Origin of the sequence: Cellulophaga tyrosinoxydans (genome assembly GCF_900176415.1) — a bacterium.
Classification (GTDB): domain Bacteria; phylum Bacteroidota; class Bacteroidia; order Flavobacteriales; family Flavobacteriaceae; genus Cellulophaga; species Cellulophaga tyrosinoxydans.
Window position 1 is genome coordinate 1550139 of sequence record NZ_FWXO01000001.1, and the last position, 20320, is coordinate 1570458.

Consider the following 20320-nt stretch of genomic DNA (forward strand, 5'->3'; position numbering starts at 1 on the left):
GGGTGTTTTTTATTTATTGAATTTTGTCAATTCCATGGTACTCATTAAATCGCCATCTTTTTGATAGCTTTCTTGTTTAACCATACCAACGCCTTCGGAAAGCCATAAACGCGATGGAAATGTTTTTTTCATTCCCATAATTTGCGATTCGTTTTCGCTGTAAATTACAAAACATTCAAATGATCCGGCAGGGGTTGTAATCGTCTCTTTTTTTTCCACTTTCCGATTCATCATATTGACAATAGTTTTCATATTCATACCAGCCATTTTTACATTCATGGTAACATTCGCTTCTTGAAGTTCTTGCCCAACAGTTAAATCATTTGGTAATTCAATATCAGTACCGGATAAGTCTACTTGGACATCCATTTCTTTGTATTGCTCTAACATTTGGCTAGGCATTAAAGATTGGAAATCTATTTTAACTCCTGTTCCTGTACAGATTATGTTGTAATTAGATTGTACAATTTCTTTGCCTTTTTTATCATGGAGTACAATGTCCATTGCGGCTTTAGTCTCCCCGCCGGAATTTATTACACTGGTTACCTTATAATCAGATGTGCCATCTGGTTTACCCTTTTTGTCGAACATAGAATATTGGAAACTGGTGCCTTCTTCAAAAGGATAATACTTGCTACAATTTATTTGTGATTGTAGCGTGTATGAAATGCATAATAACGAAACAAGAAGTAATTTTTTCATTTTAACAAAAATTTGTGGTTTATATTTTCACGAATTCTACACGACGATTTTGTGCTTTTCCATCAGAGGTAGTATTCTCACTAACAGGGCTTGTTTCCCCTTTCCCCTCTGTAACTAATCTATCTTCAGAAATACCATAAACAGAACTTAATGCCTTTTTTACAGCATCTGCTCTTTGTTGTGATAATTTTAAGTTGGCATCTTCTGAACCATCTGAATCAGTATGGCCAACTATTTTGAGTTTCATATTTTTTTCTTGTTGCAATACTTGAGAAATCTGCAGTATTATCCCCATGGATTGTGGTTGTATGTTTGCGGAACCAGTGTCAAATAATATTCCATTTGTAGATACATGTCCCTCTGCAATTAGTTTTTTTCTTAGGTCAAGCCCACCTTCAGCAATTCTAATATTTTTTATAAAGATTCGTTCCTTACCATCTTTTGTGGAGTTAACTTGAAATTTTAATGATTTTAGTGGTGCTCCTGGTCCAATCATTTTAGGCACATCAACATATTTAGTTTCATTAACAAATAAACGGTAACGTTGTTTATTTACTGCTATAGAAATATGCGGCCTTTTAGTTATTATAGTGCGTATATCTGCTTCAACGGTATTACTTATAGTAGTTTGGTTGTTGATATGATTCCAGAGTCTAATTCCAACAGGGGTGTATTGACAAAATGGAATGTAGACATAATTAGAATTACTTCCATAGCTAAAATCGTCATCTTCGTCTAGAATAATAGCTAGAGTAGCGGCTGAGGAAGTTTGGCTATCTAACCCAAGTGTTTCTATATCAAATTCTATAGTATAGTCTTCTGGTAATGAATTAATGTTAGCTAAATAGTAAGAGTTGCTTCCATCTTTTATTTCGAACCATTTTCCAGAATCATCATCAAAAGACACTACTTGCCCAGTGCCATTGGTATTCCATTTTGCTGGGAAATCTCCTATAAAATCACTGGCAAAATCATCAAAAAACAATAGTTTGTCACCAGGAACAAAATCAAACTTACTATATACTTGTAGGTTTTTTTCTTTTGTAGAACTAGTAGAGTTGCTTGGTTTTTGCGTTTCGGTTTTTTGATTGCCTTCAGTTTTGTTTTCAGGAAGACCTATTTCGTCATCACTTGGAATATCTGATTTTGGGGTAGTACTGCCAGGGTTAAGAATACTATCCATTGCTTTGGAAGTTTCTTTATCAACTTTTTCTTCTGTTTTACGAGTAACGGCTCTTTCAGCGGCCTCACTTGCTTTTTTAGAAAGTTTTTTTAAGAATTGAGCATTGCTAGTTGTGGTAAAAAATAATGTACAAGCTAATAAAACTAGAGTTTTAAATACCCATTTTGTAGATTTCATCTTAACTTTTAATTTAATGTTTTTGCAAATTAAAAATAAGAAAAAAGCATTTATGAAATCTATAATATGTATTAATTGTATGTTATGTTGTATAGCTGGCAGACATAAAATGCTTAACTAATTTATTCTATAAACAATTACAGAATTTTCTAAATCTTTGGCAACCAATTCTATTTTTTTGTCATTATCAATATCTCCAAGATCAATTAAAGAGCTACCATAAACAGGAAAGTTTTGAATAGCTTCTGCATTACTATCAAAAAGGTAGATTTTCTGATTTTGGATATCGGTAACACTTACGTAAATTTTATTATCAACATAAAAAATTATAGGTTTAGTGTATACGCCTAGTTCAAGATCTACTTTTTTTCCTTTGATGGTAAGCGTGTTTTCACTCATAGTTGCTAAGGTATTACTTGTTGCATAAATACCATGATCTTTGCCTAGGTTTAGGTTATTTTTAGAGATTACGCCATTTTCATCTACCTGATTTAGGATGCCTTTTTCGTCTGTTGTTGTAAATTTGTTTTGATAAAGATATATGTCATTTGTGGAGAAGATAATTTTGTCCTTAACCTTAATTCTGTCTGAACCAACTCTACTTAAAACCCTTATTGTACCAGTTTCTTCGCCAAACACAATGTAGTCTTTTTTGTTTATTCTAAAATGTTGAGGTGCTTTGATAATTTTTTTACCGTCATCAGTAAGCTTAAAACCACTTACAATTTCACCTTTGTTATTGTACATGTGTATTTTAGATCCTTGTGTAATCAGAAAACGATAATCTCTGTTAGAATCGTAATCGAAAACAGACAAGCTATTAATAACATCGTCTTTAAAACTTAATTCAAAAGGTTTCACGATTTCTCCATTTCGATCTAAAATCAAAAATTGAGAATCGGTTATAAACGCCAATTGAAGTCGTCCATTTTTATATAGATCTACTTGAGAAATGGTGCTTTTTATTCTACCATTTAACTGTTTTTTCCAGAGTACTTTACCATCTGTAGAAATTAAATACAAAATGTTATCAATATCTTGAACAACAATTTCTTTTTTATTTGTTAGGTGGTTTTTTACAAATTGAGCTTGGGTAGCAATATCATTATCTAATCGTACAGTAAATAGCGGAGCGGTTATGTTAGATTCGGATTTGGTGCCAAGTTTTTTCAAGATTGCACTTGTATGATAAAAACCATTGTCTGCAACTAATTGAAAGATTAAAGTTTGATTAGCGAAATCTAAGCCCGAAATATTTTTATAGCTATTACTTTTAAATTCATTTTTAAGAAAATCATTTATTCCATCAGAAGTTTGTATATGAAGTATGTTAGATTCATCTGCGGTACTATTTTTAGCACTTAAATAAGTCGCAGATTTTTCGAAAGTTGCTTCATTTTTAAAACTGCTTATAGTATTTTGAAGCGATTCTAAATCTTCAGAAAATAATATCGCATTTTCTAGAACAGTGGCGTATTTAGTTGTGAAGTTAGAAATAAGGGGCTGGAATATGTTTAAAAGATTATCTGATGTGAGTTTTTGAATATCGTTGCCTTGATATGTATTGGTTTCGTTGGTATTTTCAGAAATATATTTAATAATATTTTCTGAATCATAGGTTTGTAAAATAACAACTTTTTTGTTATTTAAAAAGGCGACACCCAGCTCTTGAGTAGTATTGAATATAGTATCTTTTTTTAAGGGAGCCTCAAGGTATTTTTGTTGGTTTAGATTAAAATCATCAAAGTTTTCGAAAGTATATGATAATATTGCCTTAGCATTAATTGGTGCATATTTTGGGGTAAGATTTACAACCGGGTTTATTTTATAAAATAAATCAGCAAATTTTTTTGTACTTATTTTGTCGGATAAACTGATACCGGTAAATTTCATTTCGTTTTGGATTATACTGGCGTCTAATGAAATCCAATCTGAAAAGGATGAAATTTTAGGAGCATTTTTTTCGTTGATAAAATAATTTAGAATCCCGTTACTATATTTAGTATTTACTAAAAAAGTTGCCGACTTATTTTTGTTTGCGGAATTAAATAATTTCTGTAAAGTTTCGTCCACGGCAACAGGTTCTTTAACACGTATTAAATTTTCAATTAATAAGGAAGAAGAACTAATGTAAATGGCTTCATTTAAGGTGTAGCTATAAATTATTTGGTTGTCGATGATAATTTTATGGTAAGTGTCTTTCTCGTAATTAATTTGTTCTGTTGTTTTTTCAATAGTTTCTTTAATTTCTATTAGATCCTCACTTTTTGCAGTTTTTAAGAAAAAGTCGAAATTTTCCTTGCCTACTTCTACAAAACATAGCACACTTTCACTCTTAGGTTTTAGGTAGGATAAGAGGTTAATTTTTTCCGCATTATCGGAGTATTGTTTTGTTTTTTGGATTGCCTTTACGAAATAATTATTCTTTAAATCATTTTGAAAAAGGTCAAAATCATTTATTCGGATAATTACTGACGAATTCTGGGGAATATTATTTAGTAAAGAATGCGAAACAGGTATACTATTATTACAGCCAAATAAAAACAAGAATACAATACCTAAAAATATAGCTCTCATAAAAACACTTTTAACAAATTTAGAATTTAATCTATAATTAGCTTTAGATTGCACGGTGTAATTATATTTTAAGCTTTAATTGTTCTGGTAGCTGTCTAAAACTTTTGCGGTGGTATTTTGTTAAACCATACTTTCGGATCGCTTCTCGATGCTCTTTTGTGGGATATCCCTTGTTCTGTTTCCAGTTATACATTGGGAATTCTAGGTGCAGCGTATTCATAAGTTCATCTCTATATGTTTTTGCTAAAACCGAAGCTGCTGCAATACTCATAAATTTGCTATCCCCTTTTATAATGCATTCATGGGTGAAATTTTTGTAAGGCTTGAATTTATTACCATCAACAATAATAAAAGTTGAGTTCGTCTCCAGTTGACCAATAGCTTTGTGCATGGCTAAAATAGATGCATTTAAAATGTTAATATCATCGATAACCGAAGGCTCTATATGGGCTACTCCAAAGCTGATGGCCGATTCAGTAATAATAGGTTTCAATAGAAATCTATTGTATTCAGAAAGTTTTTTGGAATCGTTTAATATTGGATTTGTGAAATTTTCAGGAAGAATAATAGCAGCTGCAGTCACTGGACCAGCAAGACAACCGCGACCAGCTTCATCGGTTCCAATTTCATTATCTTGAAAAAAGTATTTTTTTAGCATTAATAAAGTTATAAAACAATTACATCGTTAAAATTAGTTAACAAAAAGTTAAGGCTAAACATAGATTTTTTTATCCTTTATAAGGAACTTATCATGAAAATTTAATGAAAAGATTGTTTTGTTATATAATATCCTGATTTTTTGGCTATAAAATACCGCTTAGTTACCTATAAATGTTAAAAATGATGTAGTATTCTTAATTTGGTTCAGGGCAAGTTAAATATTTCATAATTAATAACATTAATTTAACAAATATTGTTCTCTATTGCCATATTTACTTGCTTTATTAACATTAAATTATCATTTTTGCGATTGACTAATTAAAAAAACTATTTAAATGAAATCAAAGTTAACATGGATGTTAACGCCGCTACTGGCGTTAATAATGAGTTTTTCTTTTGCTCAAGAGAAAACAATTACAGGTAACGTGACGGATCAATCTGGTTTGCCATTACCTGGTGTTTCTGTGGTTGTAGTAGGTACAACTAGTGGAACTCAAACAGATTTTGACGGTAATTATTCAATTAATGCCAATGTTGGACAAAAATTGAGATTTACTTACATCGGTCAAAAAGCTGTGGAAAAAACAATTGGATCAGCGAATACGATTAGTTTTTCAATGGAAGAAGATGCTGAAGCTTTAGAGGAAGTTGTGGTTACTGCATTGGGTATTGAACGTGAATCTAGAACTTTAGGTTATGCGGTTTCAACTGTTAAATCTGAAGATTTAAACGAAGTTCGTGAAACAAATGTTTTAAGTGCTTTGCAAGGTAAGGCTTCTGGTATTTTAATTTCAAATCAGAGTGGTAATGTTGGCGGTTCAACTAGAATTTTAATTAGGGGTAATTCAAGTTTGTCTGGTACAGTTCAGCCTCTATTTGTTGTAGATGGCGTTCCAATTTCTAATGACAACATTGCTACAGGATCAAGAATTACGGGTGGTTTTGATTTCGGGAACAGAGCTCAGGATATTAATCCTGATGATATTGATACCGTTACAATTCTTAAAGGAGCTTCTGCTGCTGCATTATATGGTTCCAGAGCTTCAGGAGGTGTTATAGTGATTACTACTAAAAGAGGTAAAAAAGGTAATAAGGCAAGTGTCTCTTTTAATTCAAATTTTAGGTTTGATACGCCTTTAATCTTACCTGATTTCCAAAATTCATTTGCTTCTGGTGATGATGGTGTTTATGATTTTGATCAATTGCCTAACGAACAAGCTACATCGGGTTGGGGTCCAAGTTTTAGTACATTGGGAGGTCAGACATATAGAGATATTGATGGTGCCCAAAAAAGTTTTCAAGCTGTGCCTGGAAATTTAAATGATTTTTATGGTACCGGGGCAGTTAGTATAAATAGTGTTACTGTCTCAGGTGCAGGAGATAACGGAAGTGATTATAGGTTAAGTGTTGCTTATTCTGATCAAAGAGGTATTGTTCCAAATTCATCGTTAAATAGAACTAATATTGGTTTTAATGCAGGTCGCGAATTTTCAGATAAGTTTATTTCTAGAACTAGTTTTAACTATATAAGAACTACTACTGGAGGTACTGCAAGAGTTGGAGCAAATGATCCTAATGTATTGACAAGTATTGTAAATTTTTTACCAAGAACTACGAATTTTGCTTCGTTTAGACCATATAAAGATAGCGATGGTAACCAAATTAACTTGCCTGGTGGGCAACAAAACAATCCTTACTGGGTAGCTTTTGAGAATGCACCAGAAGTAAACGTTCAACGATTTTTTGGAAATATTTCTATGCAATACCTTCCTTTTGAAGGCTTCGATATTATAGGTAGAGCAGGTTATGACACTTCGGTAGACAAACGTTTTATTAAAAACTCAATAGGTACTGTAGGTCGATTAAATGGAAATTTCACGGATGATTGGAATGATACAAGTGAATTAACATTAGATTTAATTGCCACCTACAATAAAGATTTAAATAGTAATTTTAATATTACTACCCGTGGCGGTATGCAGTGGAATGCGAGGGTTTTTGAGTCTTTAACTAATACTGGTATTGATTTAACAGTTCCTGGATTATATGATACTGGAAACGCAGCAACTAATAATGTTTCTAAAGGTTTTTCTGAAAGAAGAATTTTTGGAATTTTTGGAGATATTACATTCAATTACAAAAACTGGCTAATTCTAAATGCAACAGGTAGAAATGATTTTTCTTCTACTTTGCCAGTAAATAATAATAGTTTTTTCTATCCTTCTGTATCACTAAGTTGGGTATTCTCTGATGCTTTAGATATTACAAATGATATATTTAGTTTCGGTAAAATAAGAGGTAGTTGGGCTAACGTTGGAGGAGATACTGGGGCTTATTTGTTGGATTACAATTATAATCCTGATAATGCATTCTTTGGACAGTTTGGGACAGGAGGTACTTATCCTTTTGATGGTCAGTTAGCTTTTGATTCTAATGGATTTATTACAAACCCAAATTTAAAACCCTCAAACCAAGAAAATTATGAAGTTGGTCTAGAGCTTGGTTTCTTTAAGAGTCGCTTAAATATAAATGCGACATATTACTCCAATTTAACTGAGGATGATATTATTTTTGTACCAACTCCGCAAACCTCTGGTTTTGCAAGTTTTTTAACGAATGTTGGAGGAGTTTCTAATAAAGGATTTGAAGTTGATGTTAATGCACTATTGGTTAAAACAGAAGATTTTAGTTGGGATGTTGTTGCTAATTTCACAAAAAATGAAACTATAGTTGAAGATTTATCTGGTCTGCCTGGAGGAGCTTTAAATTTAGCTACTGAATTTAATGGTATCGCTGTTAGAGCAGTTGAAGGTAAGCCTTTTCAGTTATTTGGAACTAGATTTGCAAGGGCTTTAGATGCAGATGGTGAAGAAATTGAAGACCAAATATTAGTGGATGCTGATGGGATTCGTCAAATTGGACAACCTGGAGAACTAGGCACTATTCAGCCAGATTTTACTATGGGTCTTTCTACTACTTTTAGGTATAAAGGTTTTAGTTTATCGACTACATTTGATTGGCGACAAGGTGGGAAAATGTTTTCAAACACAGTAGGTGCATTGAGAACAAGTGGTTTAGCAGTTGAAACTGCTGTTGATAGGGATAATTTATTTGTAGATCCAAATACTTTCGTTGATAATGGGGACGGTACTTATTCTCCAAATACAACACCAATTGCAAGTACGCAGCGTTATTGGCAGCAATATGCAAGTGCTTCTATAGCTGAGGGAAATATTTTTGATGCCACATTCATTAAATGGCGTGAATTAAGTTTTACCTATACTTTTCCAACTAAAGCTTTAGAAAATACACCAATTAAAGCATTGCAAATGGGTATTCAAGCTCGTAATTTAGCAATATTTAACTCAGAAGTTCCTCATATTGATCCGGAAGCAAGTATTGGTGGTGCGGGAAGTCAGTTAGATGGTATTGAACGTGGTTCAGTTCCTAGCCCTCGAAGTATAGGGATGAATTTAACATTAAATTTTTAATCACATGAAAAACATGAAATTTATCTATAAACCCTTATTTATCTTTTTAGCATTGTTAACTTTTGGCTGCGAGGATTCTATAGAAGGTATCAATACAAACCCATTAGCTGCAACAGTTATTGAAGCAGATTTATTAATGCCGCAAGTGCTCGTAGGTGGTTTTTCGGCGAATAGAACGGTAGAGTTGAACTCTATGAACATGCATTCACAATCATGGTCAGCGACTGTAGGCTTTGGAGTTTTTGTTAATCCTGAGCGATACAATATCAGTGCAAATACCACTAATAATGTTTGGGTAGGTCAATTTACTACTGCCTTACGTAATTTATTACAAATGCGCAGATTAACAGAAGCTAATAGACCCGATGCTACAAATATTATTGGTCAAGCACAAGTTTTAGAGGCCTTTGCTTATTTGAATTTAACACAAATTTTTGGGGATATTCCATTTAGTGAGGCACTTCAGGTAGAGGATTTCCCAAATCCCAAGTTTGACACCCAAGAACAAGTGTTAAGAGGTATTCCTACTTTAATTGATCAAGCTTTGGCGAATTTAGCAAATGAAACGGATATTGTGGAAGATGGAGATCTTATCTACAAAGGTGATAGGGAATCTTGGATTAGATTTGGAAATTCTTTAAAGTTAAAAGCATTAATGCTTATTGCAAATGTTGATCCTTCCTCTGTACAATCTGCAATTCAAGCAGTTGCAAATCAACCTTTAATCTTAGATGCTTCTCAAGATGCTGTATTGAATTATACAGATGCTGCAGGTAATGAAAATCCAATTTGGAAAACTATTGACCAATTTGGTGGAGGAGTAAATACTTTTTGGGGTGCTGGTATTCCTTTGGTAAACATCATGAATTCGAATTCAGATCCAAGAAGAGCGACGTATTTTGATACAAATAGTAGTGGAGATTACGTTGGACAAGCTCAAGGCGTTTTTAGTACTACAGGTGTTTCAACAATAAGTTTAAATATAATTCGACCAGCGATGCCTGATAGATATGCAACAGCTGCCGAAACAAATTTTTATTTAGCCGAAGCAGCCTTATTAGGGTATATTTCCGGAGATGCTAATGCTTTTTATAGAGCAGGTATTTCAGCATCTTTGAATTCTTATGATGGAGCTCCTGGTCAAATTTCTCAAGCAGATAAGGATGCATTTTTAGCTTCATCAAGAGGATCAATAACTAGTGATACTGAAGCTGTAGCACTAAGAAAAATTCATGAAGAGACTTATGTTGCTAACTTCACAAGAGCGATTGAATCTTGGACAGACCAGAGAAGAAATAATGTGCCAACTATTGTGCTTCCGACAGGAGCTGTGTTGACAGATTTTATAAGAAGATACCAAATTCCTTTGAGTGAAGTTACTTCTAATCCTAATGCACCGGAAATTGTTCCTTTGACAACTCCTATGTGGTTTCAGAAGTAACCAAATATTTTAAATACTTGATAAAAAGACCTTTGAATATTAATTCAAAGGTCTTTTTTTGTTTATTTCTTATTAAGACTTACTGTAAAAAAATAAACGTATTCATTATAAAAGTGATTATACTTATTTTAGATATTATTTACCCTAATGACTTATTAGTTATTACTTTTCAGAATTCAATCATTTTTAAGAAAACTTTTAGGATAAGGATAATTAGTACAGTGTCTAATTATTACACTCATTTTTTATTGATATAGAATAACTTTTAGTCTGAAATAATCTTGTGTTTAAATACATGTATGATAAGGTAAATTTCTTTTCAGTTTGTAATTTAAATTAAAATAATCTTAGCTTTTAAATTAGTAATATTTTTCTTTATTTACGTAATTTCTTACATGTTAATTTTATTTATACTTTTGGTGTTTCTTATATTTTTTTTTGTAACTTTTGTTTTAAACGGTTGAATTAATGACTATTTTACAATGAAAAATCTGAAACTCATAATATTATTTATTTTAAATCCGATAACTATACTTTTTGCTCAAGATGAAACACAAAAAGTGACTGGATTTATAACATCTTCTTCTAAACCTTTAGCTAATGTTGAAGTTGCCATAAAAAATCATCAAAAGGTAGTAATTTCTGATAGTCGGGGTAGATATGAAACTAAAGTAGCGCCAAAACAGACTTTGGTATTCACTTCTTTGGGTATGAAGCCTGTAGAAATAATTATAGAGGATGTAACTGAAGTTTTGAATGTTAATATGGTATCGAAGGTGGAAAATTTGAAAGAGGTTATTGTTTCAAAAGAGAGGGTTAGTAAAAGAAAAAAAATGGAGGAGCGTTATGTATTTGATAAGAATATTTTTAACACTGCCTATGGCTATATAAATGCTAGAAATTCTGGTCATAGGGTTATGACATTTGATGAAACTGATTTTGAAGGTACTGGTGCTATAGATATTTTTGATTTTATTCAAAAATTTACATCCGCAAGAGTTGCCGTTAATGAATCTGGTACAAGTGAAGTAATTCTTAGGTATCTACCAACTTTAGTTAAGACACCTGCACCAGCTGGATATGATATTGATGGTTCTGTTACAAGAGATTTTCCAATTCATATGTCTATTACAGATATTAAAAAACTTGCAATAATTTATGGACCAGCAATATCACTAAGATATGGTAAGACAGGATTAGGAGGCATGATTATTATAAATACAAAAACTGCAAATTATAAGTCTGATCCTGATAGTCCTGATCAACTTTATGATTATGCTAAATTAAGAGGTGATAAGTACAGAGGTAATGCAGTTCCATTCCCGCAAAATTCGTACTCTGAAGTTTATTTAAGTGGAATTATTAATTCTAAAACTCGAGAAGAGGCAGTTAAAAACTTCGTTTCTGAAAAGGATAATTTTAAGCATTTGCCATTTTATTTATTTGATGTAGCTTCTTATTTTAAATCAGCTTGGGGTGATCACATTACTAAGAATATAATTTATAATGAAATAGAGGAAATTCATGGAGATAATGCGAACGTTTTAAAGGTTTTAGCATATCATTTTGAAATTGAAGGTGACACAGCAAGAGCTGTGGACTTGTATGAAAAATTACTTGTGTTAAGGCCAAGTTATGCACAATCGTATAGAGATTTGGCAAATATATATTCAGAGAACACTCTTTTTACTAAGGCTGCTTCTATATACTCTAGATATGAATCTCATATAAGAAAAGATAGTACTCATGGTTTGAGTGAAATTGATTCTATTATAAGAACAGAGTCTAAAAATTTTGTAATACTACATGGCGAAAAAATAGCAAAGGATATTTCTAAACAAGTGTATAAAGATACTTGGCCTGTAAGATTATTGTTAGAATGGAGCCATACTGATGCCGAATTTGAAGTACAATTAGTCCATTCCAATAATAATTACACGGTAAATTCAAATACTATGGATGAAAGGCCAGATTTGATGAAAAAACAAAAGCAGATAGGATATTCAAGTAAGCAGTTTTATATAGATGATATAGCCAATGGTAATTGGCAAATAAATATGAAATATTTTGGGAATAGAACTTTTGAGCCAACTTATATAAAAGCGACCTTATTTCATAATTATAATAATTCTAAAAAGCAGTCTAAGCAGGTAAAAGTTTTTAAATTTTCTGAAATAAATCAAAATTTTAAAATATTAGAAATTACACTAGACCAAACGCTCTTAACAATGGGGGATTAAATATCTGTGTAAATAATATTTTTTTATCTTCAATATAGATTGAATTACTTCTTTTAAGTAATATATTTTTATATCTAAATTAATCGACCTTAAATTCAAACACTTCAGATCTTGATTTGTTGCCCTCTTGGTCATTGGTTATTACAACCCAATAATACACGTTTCCACTAATAACGGAGGTATTCATAGTATTAGTGGTTGTAGAGCCTAAGGAATTTGTTGGAATTATTTCTGTGCCAAATAAAATTTCATAAGATGCTATGTCATTATCTATATCTTCTCCAATCCATTGTAAATCAACATTTGTTCTTGTTGATAAAGTGATTCCTCTTTTAGGGGAAACAGCTACTGCAGGAAAAGGTGCATAATTTTCAACTCCAACACCTTGATTATAAAATCGAAATTTTGAACTGATCGCTGTTTCTGCAGTGCCATTAGCCTTTGAAGTAACAAACCATTCATATGGAGTACCACGCTGCAGTGTTATCGTTTTTTCTGTTGTACTAGAAGTAGTGGTTGAAGATGAATTAGTGTTTAAATTAGTGACGGTTAGACTGTAAGAATCGGTATTTTCCGAAGCTGACCATTGAAAATTTACAGAACTTTGTAATTCATTTAAAACTGATCCTTCAGTACATTCCTTATTGTTTTCTGGAAAAATCAATGTAGCTGCTGTCGGATTTGGAATAGGATCCGGTTCTGTGGTAGATCCACCATCGGATCCACCACCGCATGATGTAAGAAAAATAAGCGCTAAAAGTATTGTATAATTTAAGCTTTTCATAGGTCTATTGTATTATTTTCTAATTATTTTGTATGATGAAAGTGTTTCACCAGATTTTACATTTAACAGATAAATACCTTGAGAAAGATTATCTACATTAAATAAAATCTTATTGTTATTTACTGTGTATTTTTTTGAAAACTGTTTAGTTCCATTTATACTGTAAAGCGTAATTAATGCCTTTTCTGGGCTGTTAGCTCCAAGGAAAATAGTAAGTTCTCCTCCTACAATTGGGTTAGGATATATATATACTTCTGTTCCTAAAATTATATTTTCTTCATAAATGCCTTGGCAATTTTTATCAGTTTGAACGGATAATTTATTTTCAATTTTTGTTAATGGTAGTGTTACAGTATTTTCTGAAGTTCTAAAAACCTTTTCATTTAGTGTAATAATATATTCTTGGGCTCCATTTAAACTTAATGTAACTTCCTTGTTTAAAGAATTTATTATTGAACCAACTCCTAGTGGTGTTGGTTCCGAAATTACCACATCAATACAATTTTCGTAATTGGGTTGATCCGCGACCGTTATACAAATGGTATAGTTGCCAGCTTTAATATTTGCGAAACTGGTAGAAGTAGTAAAGTTATTGCTTAGGGATTCATTATTGCCAGTCAAATTAGCTGTATATTCTAAGGATTGTATGGCTTCGATAGATATACTTCCGTTATTACTTGAAATACACGTTTCACTATTCGTTAAAATCTTAAAATTGTTAGCGGGTAAAGAAAATATTTCGCAACCATTAATATCTACAATAGCATTAGCAGGGGTACTAGGACAAAGATCTAAATTATTCGGAACACCGTCGTTATCTAAATCTAAGTCACAAACATCACCAACCCCATCTCCATCGTTATCTGCTTGATCGGCATTAGCTGTTAAAGGACAGTTATCATTAATGTCTAAAATGCCATCATTGTCATCATCAGCATCACAAACGTCACCTAAGCCATCATTGTCATTATCATTTTGATTGGCATTCGCAGTTAAAGGGCAGTTGTCGTTTTCATCTAAGATGCCATCATTATCATCATCTTCATCATCTTCTATTCCTTCTATTTGAAAATCATCGATAACAACACCTTCTTGATTAACAGCAGCATCTGAATGAAATACAATTCTGAATATTACATTAGACTGTGTTGTTAAGTCAGTTTCTCCTAACAATGCATTTGCACCAAAATCATATGAATATTCTGTTAAATTTGTATTCGTTCCCGTCCATTGTGCGCCAGGACAATTTTGGCAATCGTCTTCTGATCCTGACAAAGCATTTGTTCTATTACTGTTATACCAATTAGGTTGACTATTTATATTACCAAGAATATTCCAAGAGTTTCCAGAATCAATAGAATACTGAACATAAACAATATCCCAATTTAATTCTAGATCATAAGCCATTTTAAATTTTAAAACTGGTGCTGTAATTGAAGAAATAGAATAACAATTACTTAATAAAATAGCTTTAACTTGATCTGGATGATTTCCATCTAAATTTGTGGCATAAACTTCTCCTGTACTAGCCTTATTTAATAATGTGCCATTTGGAATTCCTTTTTCCCAAACTATTTGGTTACTCCCTTCAGTATATGCAATTAGAGTTTCTTCAGGTGTGTCAAAAGTGTTAATTGCATTACCAATTCCAGTTTTATTTATAAAAATTGATTTGTTTAATGAATTGTTATCAGCGAAAGCATCGTTTGGGATTGTTGCTGTTATATTTAAAATTGATTTTCCATAATTCAAAGAGCTTAAAGTAGGTAATGTAATTGTTGTGGTTTGTCCACTTGTTAATATGCCGTTCCATGTATAATTTTCTTCTGGAGAATTAGTTGTTGAATATGAAATATTGATTGTTGTAATATCATTTAATCCTTTGTTAGCTACTAAAATTTCAGGATCTAAATTTGAGCATATAACTGCATCAGAATTTATATCCACGGAAATTAAACTTAAGTCGTTTTCGGCAGTTTTTACAGGTATAGGGGACTGCCATACACCCCTACCATAGGTTGCGGCTGTAATAATATTATCTTCTAAACTAATCTCTAAATCACCAACAGCTACGTTTGGAAAATTAGTATAATATTCTTCCCATTCATCAATAGTATCGTCAAGTCTATAAACACCTAAGCTTGTGCCAACGTAAATAGGGTTGTCAATATGCCTGCCTTGATGGATAATAGAGAAAAAAGCTTGATCTGTAGGTAAATTATGAGTAATATTTTCAATTGAACCAAAATCATTATTGATGGTGATTTTAAAAACCCCTCGATCAGTTTCATTGATTTGTGATCTATTTGCCGTACCCACTCTCAATGAAGTTGTAACATAGAGTATATTTCCGTCTGTTCTATTTATAGCTAAATCAGATATTTGATTGTCTAGAGATGCTATATTAGTAAAAGTTACACCCCCATCAAGGCTTCTGTAGATTGTTTCAAAATTCACAGCATACATTATAGATGGGTTGTTGGGGTCAATTTCTAAATCATCAATAAGCTCGTTTCTAGCAAGGAAATTATTTGATGATTTTACCCATGAATTTCCAACCAATTTATATACGGCATCAAATCCTGAATAAACCTCTCCTGTGCTGCTTATAGCTAAAGGAGTAATCCAGTTACCTACTAAATTGCTACCATCTGATTTCTGAGGTGGGCCAATAGATCCAATAGATTGTCCAGAATCAGTGGATATGTTAAGAGATCCTCCGTTTTGTGTAAATCCATAAAGTAAATTTTCGTTATTTGGATCTATTACATTATCCATTCCATCTCCACCATGATAATTATTCCATTGATTATTATTTAGAACAAAACCACCATTATCCTGTAATCCTCCTATTATCTTATCTGAATTTTTTTGAGCAACAGAAATTCGGTAAAACTGACTAATTTCTAGGTTAGACGTTTTGTCAGAAAATGTGGTTGCTCCATTCTCAGAAACATAAATACCACCGTCGCTTCCAACGAATAATTTATTACCAAAAAATTTAATGGTATGTATATCTGCATGGGTATAGGCAGCATTATTATCAAACCAATTATTTCTTTTGTTAAATGATATCCCTCCATTAGTGCTTTTCCAAATATTTAAGCAGCCAACATATAATTCGTTGGCATTTGTTGGCGATACTTCTAAGGCTAGATCAAACCAAGCTTGGTTTGATTCCATTAAATCAACTGTATTAGATGTTTTTGTAAATGTATTACCGCTATCTACTGATTTGTAAATTCCTTGGAATTTGTATTCATTTATACTAGTATTGGCGCTTAGAATATATACTACGGAAGGGTCTGCTGGTGAAGTTCCTAAGACTAATCTTCCAGATGAAGCAGGAAGCGCACTGGTTATAGTGGTGAAAGTATTTCCATTAACGGATTTAAAAAATTGAGTGGATGAAACGGCATATATAGTGTTACTGTCTCCCGGTTTTAATTTAAAATCTTTTATATCCCCATTCTGTTTTACTTCCCATGAATTTCCTGCATCGGTAGATTTAAACAATCCATTATTAGTTCCCAACCATAATATATTCGAATTAGATGGGTCAATTACAATTTCATTTGCTAAAAAATTGATAGTTGTATTTGATGGATTTAGTCCAGTTTCATTCCAGGTTAAACCACCATCATTTGATTTGTAAACACCAATACTATAAGAATCCGCAGCATCATCATCACCAGTTGCTATATAAATAATGTCAGAATTATTAGGGTCAATAGCAATACCTGAAACACCAATTTGCGGAAAATCGTCAAATAAGTTTACCCATGAAGAGCCAGAATTTGTTGATTTCCAAATCCCTCCTGCAGGTGCGCCTACATACCATATGTTAGAATTGTTAGGGTCAACAGCTATAGCATTTACTCTGCCTTGTCCTGGTAATCTGCCTGAAAAAGGTGAAGTGTTAACAGGACCAATAGATGTCCAGTTGCTAATTTCATTGACTTTTCCAGTTCCAGCTACTTTGTTTTTCCAACTTTGATACAGTTCTTTGGAGGAAGGAATCACTCCATTACTATTTGCGAAATAATTCCAGTAATTTTCCCATCTTTTATATGGTTTGTAGCCACTACCTTTTTTTTTGTAATCTTTATCAAGCCAATATTCGTTAAAAGCCTTAGATATGTCATCAATACTTATGGTTTCTGTTTTTGAAGTCTGGTTACTTTTTGTTTTGATATTTTGCATCCAGGGAGCATCTTGATTAAATTGCCCGTAGGAAAAACTTGATATGAGTAAACAAGAGAAAAGTATTTTTCTTAACATTTTTTAGCCTTTTTTTGTAAATATCTTGAAAATAAATCAAAATTTAAATTTTATTTGTTGTTTGGTTCTTTTTTTGGGTCTTCAATTCTTTTATTTGAAATTTGGTATTAAATAAACTTTCACATTTTCTTAATAACAAAAAAATTACCTTTGTTTTCGATAAGTAATATTCAATGAGATATCTGTTTTTTATAATTTTCATATTTAGTATTAAAATAATTTCTGCGCAAGAAACTGGGTTGACTACAGTGAAGTCTGATACTTTACTTTCGGAAAAGAAAGATTTTAAACAAATAGCTAAAAAGGAAAAATCAGATAAAGAAGAGAATATCACCATCAAAGATTACAAAATAATTTCATTCTCAAGAGACACTACTTATTTAGATACGACACTTACAATACAAAAGGAGTACCGCTATAATTATTTAAGAAAGGATAATTTTGAATTATTGCCCTTGGCAAATATGGGTCAGGCTTATAATAATTTAGGCTATGATTTTGAATCGCAATTATTCTACCCTAAAATTGGAGCTTCTGCAAAACACTTTAATTATTTGGAGATGGAAGATGTTAAGTATTACAATGTTCCAACTCCAACTACCGATGCTATGTTTAAAACTGTTTTTGAAGAGGGGCAGTTTTTAGATATTTTATTAACCTTTAATTTGTCAAAACGATTAAACTATTCCATCGCATACAAAGGTTTTCGATCATTAGGTAAATACAATTCCAGTGAGTCCGAAGCGGGTAATTTTAGAACAACTGCTAATTATCAAAGTAAGAATAGTAGATATGATATTAGAATGCATATTGCTGCTCAAGATTTGATAAATGAAGAGAATGGAGGATTATCAAATAAAGAAGGCCAGTTTGAATCTGGCGATGCCGATTTTAGTGATAGATCAAGGATTGATGTAAATTTTACAGATGCTCAAACTAAAATATTAGGTAAGCGGTATTTTTTTGAAAATAGATATAAGCTAATACGAAAAGTTAAAGATTCGACAATTGCGGAAAAAACTTCACTGGGTATTGGACATGTATTTAATTATGAAACAAAATACTATCAATTTACCCAAAACAATCAAAACGATTATTTTGGAGAAGCATTTGTGGCAAGTAATTTGTCAGACAAAGCCATTTTAAAAACATTTTATAATCAATTTAGTGCAGAATTTTATAATTCAACATTGGGTAGGTTAAAGGGTAATTTAAATATTTACAATTATAATTACTATTTTAATAGTACGCTTATTGTTAATAATGAGTCTATTGCTAGGCAAATAAAAGGAGAAGAAATTTCTTTAGGAGCAAATTATCAAAAACAAATAGGAGGTTTTAATTTGAAAGGGGATTTTGCATATAACCTTTCTGGAAAATTAACAGGTACAATACTAAATGTTGGAGCATCATACAAAATAGCGGATGATATTGTTTTTAGCGCTCAATTACATTCTTCATCTAAAATGCCAAACTTTAATTTTTTATTGTATCAAAGTGATTATGCTAACTATAATTGGGACAATACAAATACGTTTAATAAAACTAGTACTAACAGCCTAAATTTTAATCTAGACACTAAGCAGTTTGGTAATGCTTCTGTGAAAATAACATCTTTGGATAATTACTCCTATTTTGCAGTTGATCCTGATCAAATTATTACAGAAGGAGAAAGTGAAAGTCAATTTATAAAACCCTATCAAGAAACTAAGGCTGTAAATTACTTAAAAGTAAAATATCAGAAAGAATTTAAATATAAGGGCTTTGCGCTTGATAATACCATAATGTATCAAACAGTTGCTCAAAGTACTAATGTTTTAAATGTGCCACAATTTACTACACGGAATTCATTTTATTACTCGACAGATGTATTTAAAAAAGCTATGTTTCTTCAAACTGGAGTAACATTTAAATACTTTACCTCTTATAATATGAACTCCTATAATCCATTACTAGGAGAGTTTTATATTCAGAATACTGAAAAATTAGGTGGATTTCCGCTTTTAGACTTTTTTATAAATGCCAAAGTGCAGCAAACACGAATCTATCTAAAGGCAGAACATTTTAATTCTTCTTTTTCAGGTTTTAACTATTATTCTGCACCAGATTATCCATATCGCGATTTTATTGTTCGTTTTGGAGTTGTTTGGAATTTCTTTTCATAATTCCTTTACGTAAACCGAGTTTCTAAAAAGCCAATGTATTTTGCTAATTAGATGTTATTGCAATTATTTTAAAATATTTTTTTCTTTGTTAAATCCTTATTTATAAGGTGTTGCGGAAATAATTAAAAATATTTAAAAAAAAGATTTTAAAAAGTCTTGTGGGATTAAAAAGTGTGTGTATATTTGCACCCGCTTACGGAGAGAACGGCATTAGAAGAGGAGTGAGTGAGGGTAGTTAGGAGCTACGAAGAGTATTGAAAATTAAAGAAGTTCATTGACATATTGTAAGACAGCGTTCAAGTACTGGAAACGGTATTTGGATAAAGAATTAGATTAAAGAATTAGCTTAAAGAATACGAAGGGCTAGGTTCGGATGAAGTATTGTTTGTTAGATGTGAATAATATTTACAAAACAACGATGAAGAGTTTGATCCTGGCTCAGGATGAACGCTAGCGGCAGGCCTAACACATGCAAGTCGAGGGGTAACAGGGAGCTTGCTCCGCTGACGACCGGCGCACGGGTGCGCAACGCGTATGCAATCTACCTCTTACTAGGGGATAGCCCAGAGAAATTTGGATTAATACCCTATATTATATGGAGTCGGCATCGGCATTATAT

Annotated in this window: 10 protein-coding genes and 1 rRNA gene; 5 read left to right on the forward strand and 6 right to left on the reverse strand. The window is 32.0% G+C overall.

The genetic code is table 11. From position 1 onward, the window contains the following. Positions 1 to 9: 9 nt before the first annotated feature. The 4 genes from B8963_RS06960 to B8963_RS06975 all read right to left on the reverse strand — a co-directional run bounded on the left by B8963_RS06960 (position 10) and on the right by B8963_RS06975 (position 5297). The gene (locus B8963_RS06960) at positions 10 to 702 is read right to left on the reverse strand and encodes a TapB family protein (RefSeq protein WP_084060665.1); all 693 of its coding nucleotides are present in this window, start codon (positions 700 to 702) and stop codon (positions 10 to 12) included. 19 nt (positions 703 to 721) lie between these two features. Beyond that, a complete protein-coding gene (locus B8963_RS06965; RefSeq protein WP_084060666.1) occupies positions 722 to 2062 on the reverse strand; it encodes an OmpA family protein in 1341 nt (446 codons plus the stop codon). 117 nt (positions 2063 to 2179) lie between these two features. Beyond that, positions 2180 to 4639 carry a hypothetical protein gene (locus tag B8963_RS06970; RefSeq protein WP_084060667.1) on the reverse strand — a complete coding sequence of 820 codons (2460 nt, stop codon included), beginning with the start codon at positions 4637 to 4639 and terminating at the stop codon, positions 2180 to 2182. A gap of 61 nt (positions 4640 to 4700) precedes the next feature. Continuing rightward, positions 4701 to 5297: a ribonuclease HII gene (locus tag B8963_RS06975; protein ID WP_084060668.1), complete on the reverse strand. Its 597-nt coding sequence runs from the start codon at positions 5295 to 5297 to the stop codon at positions 4701 to 4703. 337 nt (positions 5298 to 5634) lie between these two features. Here B8963_RS06975 and B8963_RS06980 point away from each other — a divergent pair, with 337 nt between their 5' ends. The 3 genes from B8963_RS06980 (at position 5635) to B8963_RS06990 (ending at position 12471) form a co-directional block, all read left to right on the forward strand. Beyond that, positions 5635 to 8790: a SusC/RagA family TonB-linked outer membrane protein gene (locus B8963_RS06980; RefSeq protein ID WP_084060669.1), complete on the forward strand. Its 3156-nt coding sequence runs from the start codon at positions 5635 to 5637 to the stop codon at positions 8788 to 8790. 13 nt (positions 8791 to 8803) lie between these two features. Then, complete coding sequence (locus tag B8963_RS06985; protein ID WP_159447285.1) at positions 8804 to 10231, forward strand: SusD/RagB family nutrient-binding outer membrane lipoprotein; 1428 nt, start codon at positions 8804 to 8806, stop codon at positions 10229 to 10231. A gap of 482 nt (positions 10232 to 10713) precedes the next feature. Beyond that, positions 10714 to 12471, forward strand: coding sequence for a carboxypeptidase-like regulatory domain-containing protein (locus B8963_RS06990; protein WP_084060671.1), 1758 nt, complete (start codon positions 10714 to 10716; stop codon positions 12469 to 12471). 79 nt (positions 12472 to 12550) lie between these two features. On the opposite strand, the gene B8963_RS06995 is transcribed toward B8963_RS06990, so the two are convergent. Both B8963_RS06995 and B8963_RS16190 read right to left on the reverse strand, forming a co-directional pair. Continuing rightward, positions 12551 to 13255, reverse strand: a complete 705-nt coding sequence (locus tag B8963_RS06995) for a hypothetical protein (protein ID WP_084060672.1) — start codon at positions 13253 to 13255, stop codon at positions 12551 to 12553. A 12-nt stretch (positions 13256 to 13267) separates the two neighbouring features. Continuing rightward, positions 13268 to 17536 carry a thrombospondin type 3 repeat-containing protein gene (locus B8963_RS16190; protein ID WP_084060673.1) on the reverse strand — a complete coding sequence of 1423 codons (4269 nt, stop codon included), beginning with the start codon at positions 17534 to 17536 and terminating at the stop codon, positions 13268 to 13270. A 173-nt stretch (positions 17537 to 17709) separates the two neighbouring features. Between B8963_RS16190 and B8963_RS07005 the strand changes: the two genes are divergently transcribed. Together B8963_RS07005 and B8963_RS07010 are read left to right on the forward strand one after the other, a co-directional pair. Then, positions 17710 to 19701, forward strand: a complete 1992-nt coding sequence (locus B8963_RS07005; RefSeq protein ID WP_084060674.1) for a putative porin — start codon at positions 17710 to 17712, stop codon at positions 19699 to 19701. A 415-nt stretch (positions 19702 to 20116) separates the two neighbouring features. Beyond that, positions 20117 to 20320 (forward strand): 16S ribosomal RNA (locus B8963_RS07010); the annotation flags it as partial.